We start from the raw sequence: 3451 nt of genomic DNA, 5'->3' as shown, positions 1-3451 counted from the left end.
ACTCGCGGCGTAGCAACCAACCGAGGAACTGTCCAAGATCCTTGACACAGCTCAGGTCGCCATAAACGCGACTTTGGCGACGCCGGGAGGGTCGGAGCCCTAGCGGGATGGTGGTCGGCTCGGGGCAGCCGTACCGTCTACGCGCCGGGCGACGTCCCGATTGACCCGGCCGGCTACGACGCCATCAACGGGTGGACCATCTTCGTGAAGTGATCACTTCGGCGGCCGTCGGCCGAGCGTTCCGCGATCAAGCACGGCGAGCGGTGAGACCCCTCAGCGAAGGTGATCCACGTCGCTGGTTGTGGTTGCTCATGCGACCACGTCGAGCGGCGGACACCGTGACGCTGGCGGCCGGGCCGGGTGTTCGTGCGAGCATGGCCGGCATGGGGAGCATCAATATCGCCGAGAAGCTGGGGCTCATCACCGAACACTGGTCGCCGCGAACGGTGGCCACCGTCAACGACTACGACGTGCGCCTGGTCAAGGTCCAGGGTGAGTTCGTCCGCCATCAGCACGCTGAGTCCGACGAGTTCTTCCTGGTCATCGACGGCGAACTGACCATCCGGATGGATGACGGCGACGTGACGCTGCGCCCCGGTGAGCTGTACGTCGTGCCGCGCGGCACGTACCACCAGCCGGTCAGCGAGGCGGAGACCACGATCCTGCTCGTCGAGCCGAGCGAGATTGTCAACACGGGCGACGCCGGCGGCCCGCTCACCGCCACGGTCACCCCGATCTGAGGACGCAGCAGATGGCGACGCATACGTACACGACGGTGGTGACCTGGGCGGGCAACCGGGGCACCGGCACGAGCGGCTACCGGGACTACGGTCGCGAGCATGACATCAGCGCCGACGGGCCGCCGTCGATCCCGGGCAGTTCGGACCCCACCTTCCGGGGCGACCGCGCCCGGTGGAACCCCGAGCAGCTGATGGTGGTCTCGCTGTCGCAGTGCCACATGCTGCAGTACCTGCACCTGTGTGCCGAGGCCGGCGTGATCGTCACCGGCTACGTGGACGAGGCCGGCGGCACGATGGTTACCCGGGGTAACAACGGACAGTTCGCCGAGGTGGTGCTGCGGCCCAACGTCACCGTGGCCAGTGCCGACATGGTGGAGAAGGCCGTGGCGCTGCACGAGGACGCGCATCACGCCTGCTTCATCGCGAACTCGGTCAACTTCCCCGTACGGCACGAGCCGACGGTGACCGTCGGATCCGGGTGACGGTCCGGCCGGCCGAGAACTGGCGACGATCATCCGATGCGCGTCGGGTGTTCGGCGCGCTAAACCGGCTGGTTAGCACCGGTAGCGGCGGCCGGCGCCGCCTACATTGGTGGAATGACGATCGTCGACGACTCGACGTGGGGCTGATCGCGGGTCGAACCTGACCCGCGATCAGCGGCTCACCGGCTCGAGAAGATGCGGCGCAGCCAGCCGCCGCCGGACCGCTCATGGCCGGCGCACCATTCGGCGGCGGGCACCTGGTTGCGGACCTGGTTGACGTGCTGGCCACAGCCGGCCCAGGTGGTCTTGCCGCAGGTCTTGCACGCGACAGCTCGGCACATGGTTCGTTGCTCTCCCTTTGTCGTACGGTCAGGCGTCTTCGCCACTGGACGCGGCGGTCTCGAACTCCAGGAACGCGTCGTAGGCGCGCGGGCCGTAGATGGTGGCCGGACCACCCTTCATGAGGAAGGTGACGCCGATCGCCTCGGCCGCCTCCTGGCGGGTGGCGCCGGCGCGCACGGCCGCCTGCGCGTGGGAGGCGATGCAGCCGTCGCATCCCTCGACCACCCCGATCGCCAGGGCGATCAGTTCCTTCGTACGGGTGTCGAGCGCGCCTGGCGCGAACGCGGCGCGGTGCAGCTCGCCGAAGCCCTTGTAGACGTCGGGAACCGCGCGACGCAGCTCACGGTGCAGCGGGGACAGCTCGCTCAGCACCGCCTTGCCGTGCGTCGAGGTGTGTGCGGTTGTGGTGGACATCGGTGCCTCGCCTTCTTCGTGGATCCTGCAATCCCCCCGGGGGGATATCCAAAGCTTAACGTATCCCCCCGGGGGGATACCATGGAACGTGTCACACCGCGTCAACCATGGGGAGCGTCGATGGAACTGCCACCTGACGAGCTAAAAGCGATCATCGCGCGGATGAAGCGCGCCCACGGCCATCTGGGCAGCGTCATCCGGATGATGGAGGAGGGCTCCGACTGCGAAGCCGTCCTGACCCAGATGGCTGCCGTCAACAAGGCGCTCAGCCGCGCCGGTTACGCCGTCGTGGCGACCGGACTGCGCCGCTGCGTGGCCAACGGCGACGACGCCGACAGCGTCGACGTCAAGCAGATGGAGAAGCTCTTCCTCGCCCTCGCCTGAGGCTCAGCGTCCCCGGGGTGGTCTCCCCGCGACGCTCCGCAAACCGCATCAAGCCGGGGGCAGGCCGACCGGCGCACGATGAGAACATGACCGCGCCGAGCGACACCTTCGCCGCCTTCGTGACCATGTTGTCGGCCGCGCTGGACGACCACGACGCGACCGGTGCCGACCTGGCGCGGCGCATGCACCTGTCGCGGTACCACCTCGACCGGGTCATCGCGGCGGCCGCGGGGGAGCCGCCGGCCGCGCTGCGCCGACGCGTACTGCTGGAGCGCGCCGCGCACCGGCTCACGTCCACCCGGCGCACCATCCTGGAGATCGCTGTCGAGGCGGGTTACTCCTCCCACGAGGCATTCACCCGCGCGTTCACCAGGGCGTACGGCGTTTCGCCCCGGCAGTGGCGCGCGGCCCCGCGCGCCGCGCGGCTGCCGTCGCGCAACGGCGTCCACTTTCATCCGCCGGCGAGCCTCGGGCTGCCGGCCCTCACGAAGGTTGGCCCCATGGACCTGCTGTTGAAGATGGTGGAGCACCATGTCTGGCTCGTCGGTGAGCTGCTCACCCGGGCGCAGACGCTGACCGACGAGCAGCTCGACAAGCCGATCGAGATCTCCGTCGACGGCATCGACTGCGACCCCACACTGCGTTCCCTGCTGTCCCGGCTGGTCGGACAACTGGACATGTGGAACAACCGCATGGCCGACCGGGACTACGACTGGTCCGTCGAGTCCCACGAGACCGTCGCGCACATGCGCGCCCGGCACGCGGCGGTCGGCCCCGCGTACCTGGCCAGCGTGCGCGAACTGTGCGAAGAGAGCCGACTCGCGGAGACGTTCGTCGACACGCAGTGCGACCCTCCGGAGGTGTTCACCTACGGCGGCATGATCGCCCACGTGCTGACCTTCGCCGCGCACCGCCGTACCCTCGCCCTGGGCGCCCTCCACGACGCGGGCATCACCGACCTCGCCCACGGTGACCCGGCCCCCTGGATGGTCGCCACGGCGTGACCCCGCCCCCTCCCTCGAACACCTCCCCGGCGTTGACTCGAAAATGAACCTGTGGTGCTGGTCAGGCGGCTCGGGGTTGTAGGTC

6 protein-coding genes are annotated in these 3451 nt (G+C 68.9%); 4 read left to right on the top strand and 2 right to left on the bottom strand.

Annotated features, from left to right (window positions below; translation table 11 throughout):
• Positions 1-383 precede the first annotated feature (383 nt).
• The gene (locus ABD191_RS28500) at positions 384-740 is read left to right on the top strand and encodes a cupin domain-containing protein (RefSeq protein WP_344088935.1); all 357 of its coding nucleotides are present in this window, start codon (positions 384-386) and stop codon (positions 738-740) included.
• Between the two features lie 11 nt (positions 741-751).
• The gene (locus ABD191_RS28495) at positions 752-1222 is read left to right on the top strand and encodes an OsmC family protein (protein ID WP_344088932.1); all 471 of its coding nucleotides are present in this window, start codon (positions 752-754) and stop codon (positions 1220-1222) included.
• A gap of 179 nt (positions 1223-1401) precedes the next feature.
• On the opposite strand, the gene ABD191_RS28490 is transcribed toward ABD191_RS28495, so the two are convergent.
• The gene (locus ABD191_RS28490; RefSeq protein ID WP_344088929.1) at positions 1402-1563 is read right to left on the bottom strand and encodes a hypothetical protein; all 162 of its coding nucleotides are present in this window, start codon (positions 1561-1563) and stop codon (positions 1402-1404) included.
• 28 nt (positions 1564-1591) lie between these two features.
• The gene (locus ABD191_RS28485) at positions 1592-1978 is read right to left on the bottom strand and encodes a carboxymuconolactone decarboxylase family protein (RefSeq protein WP_344088926.1); all 387 of its coding nucleotides are present in this window, start codon (positions 1976-1978) and stop codon (positions 1592-1594) included.
• Positions 1979-2098: 120 nt separating this feature from the next.
• Between ABD191_RS28485 and ABD191_RS28480 the strand changes: the two genes are divergently transcribed.
• Together ABD191_RS28480 and ABD191_RS28475 are read left to right on the top strand one after the other, a co-directional pair.
• Positions 2099-2362: a metal-sensitive transcriptional regulator gene (locus tag ABD191_RS28480; protein ID WP_344088923.1), complete on the top strand. Its 264-nt coding sequence runs from the start codon at positions 2099-2101 to the stop codon at positions 2360-2362.
• Positions 2363-2448: 86 nt separating this feature from the next.
• A complete protein-coding gene (locus tag ABD191_RS28475) occupies positions 2449-3366 on the top strand; it encodes a helix-turn-helix domain-containing protein (protein ID WP_344088920.1) in 918 nt (305 codons plus the stop codon).
• Positions 3367-3451: the final 85 nt, after the last annotated feature.

Source organism: Luedemannella helvata, assembly GCF_039528415.1.
Lineage (GTDB): Bacteria > Actinomycetota > Actinomycetes > Mycobacteriales > Micromonosporaceae > Luedemannella > Luedemannella helvata.
This window is presented reverse-complemented; position numbering and strand designations above follow the sequence as displayed.